Here is a 1,961-nt window from a genome sequence, read left to right as displayed (position 1 = left end):
TGTCGGGTGGCCGGGAGGAGTTTCACCTCCCGGCTCCCACAGATCCGTACGTGAACCTCTCGGTTCATACGGCTCTTGTCATCTTGATCATCAGAGTGGAGAGGCTACGGTCACCCACTTCCAGTGCGCGAACATCCGGGGATAGCGCATGGCGATCCCCTGCATGCACGCGGCGGCTTTCCGTCTCCTGCTCAGCCGTCTGTATTTCTCGCGGATCCAGCGCACCAGGTAGGCGTTGATGCGCATCAGGAGGGGATACAGCGCCGACCGGTAGAATCGGCCGTAGTACTGCATCCAGCCCGCCACGATCGGGTTGATCACCTTGGCGAGTTCGGTGAAGGCGGATCCAATCCGGCGGTGAAGCCGCCAGCGGCGTACTTCCTCGCTGATCTTGTTCAGGGCGTCCTTGCTGATCGCTGGCGAGAACGACAAGAACATCTTGCCGGTCGCGCCGTTGCGAGCCCCGCGCGGGCGGAAGGTGAACCCCAAGAAGGTGAACGACGTGTGCGCGAACGTTCCGCGCCGCCGGCCGTCCTTGCAGTACACGATCTTGGTTTTGTCGGGGTGCAGCCGCAGCCCGACCTCTTCCATCCTGTCTTGCAGCGCCGCCAGGACCTGACGGGCCTGGCGTTCGGTCGCGCAGTGCACGACCGCGTCGTCGGCATAACGCTCGAACTCCACCGTCGGGAACTCGCGGGCCAGCCACACGTCGAACGCGTAATGCATGAACAGGTTCGCCAGCACGGGCGACACCGAAGATCCCTGCGGAGTCCCCCGGTCTCGCTGTTGCAAGGTCCCGTCGGGCAACTGCAGCGGGGCCTGTAGCCACCGCTGCACATACAGCAGCACCCACGCCACGTCGGTGTGCACCTCCACAGCCTTGACGATGAGATCCCACCGGACACTGTCGAAGAACTTCTGGATATCGAGATCGATCACCCAGTCACGTCTCCAGCAGCGTTCTCGGCAGCGCTCCACCGCCTGCACCGCCGACCGGTTCGGCCGATACCCCCAGGAGTCATCGTGGAAGACCGGCTCCACGCGCTTCATCAGGTGCCGGGCGACCACGGTCTGCGCCACCCTGTCGGCGACGGTGGGGATGCCGAGCATCCTCACCCCGCCGCCATGCTGTTTCGGTATCTCCACCGCCCGTACCGCAGGCGGAAAGTAGGTCCCCGACGACATCCGATTCCAGATCTTGTAGAGGTTGCTCTTCAGATCAGCCTCGAAGTCGGCGATGGACTTCCCGTCCACTCCCGGCGCGCCCTTGTTCTTCCGCACTTCCTGAAAGGCCTCCCAAACCTCCTGTTTCGAAATATCGAACGGCTTGCCCTGCGATTTCAGCTCGTCCATGCAGCTCCTCCCGGACTTCGCCCGGTTGACTTCACAAACATGAGCCACAGATGACCCGGCCCCTTGGCTCGACCCCCATTACAGAGGCTTCTCAGCTACTACGAACCGGTCCGCCAGCGCGCCCCGCGACGGTACTCAATCCCTTACGGTTTCCTCCGCTTGAGACACTCCCTCTCGCCACCCGCACAGGCGACGGTATCGGGGCGCACCTTCTCCCGTTCCACGCGAAAGCAGCAGATCAGGCTCGCGTCGTCTACATGCCGGACACCGTCTGGCCAGTCAGCGGGCATCCGCCAGACTCATCCCGGGACACGGTACAAGCCCCGGTTTCGATGTCATCTGATTTTGTTACGACACTTCAGCGACGATTCGCTTGCGCTCGCCTTCCTGATCCCCACCTGGCGCCTTCAGCAGCGCCTTTTCCTCATCGCTCACCACGACGGTCTTCAACCAACGCAGCATGAGGTGGTTTGAAGCCTCCCCCCGCAGGGCGACTCCGAAGGGCCAACCTTCATCTCCCGCGCAGCACCGCATCAAGAAGCTCTACCTACATCAAGCCCCCTCCACGTTCGGGACACACGTACCGCTTCAAAACTCGTACACGTGGT

General features: G+C 62.6%; 1 protein-coding gene. It reads right to left on the bottom strand.

Annotated features, from left to right (window positions below; all coding sequences use genetic code 11):
* Window positions 1-90 precede the first annotated feature (90 nt).
* Window positions 91-1,353: a group II intron reverse transcriptase/maturase gene (ltrA, locus tag ACTMTF_RS49305; protein ID WP_441117024.1), complete on the bottom strand. Its 1,263-nt coding sequence runs from the start codon at window positions 1,351-1,353 to the stop codon at window positions 91-93.
* Window positions 1,354-1,961 lie beyond the last annotated feature (608 nt).

The sequence above is a fragment of the Nonomuraea sp. ZG12 genome (assembly GCF_052068115.1).
Taxonomy (GTDB): domain Bacteria; phylum Actinomycetota; class Actinomycetes; order Streptosporangiales; family Streptosporangiaceae; genus Nonomuraea.
The sequence above is the reverse complement of the archived record's forward strand: the minus strand, read 5'-3'. Positions and strand labels throughout refer to the sequence as shown.

Excerpts from the sequence above, each read along its gene's own strand:
- ltrA (WP_441117024.1), bottom strand. The coding sequence starts at position 1,353 with ATGGACGAGCTGAAATCGCAGGGCAAGCCGTTCGATATTTCGAAACAG.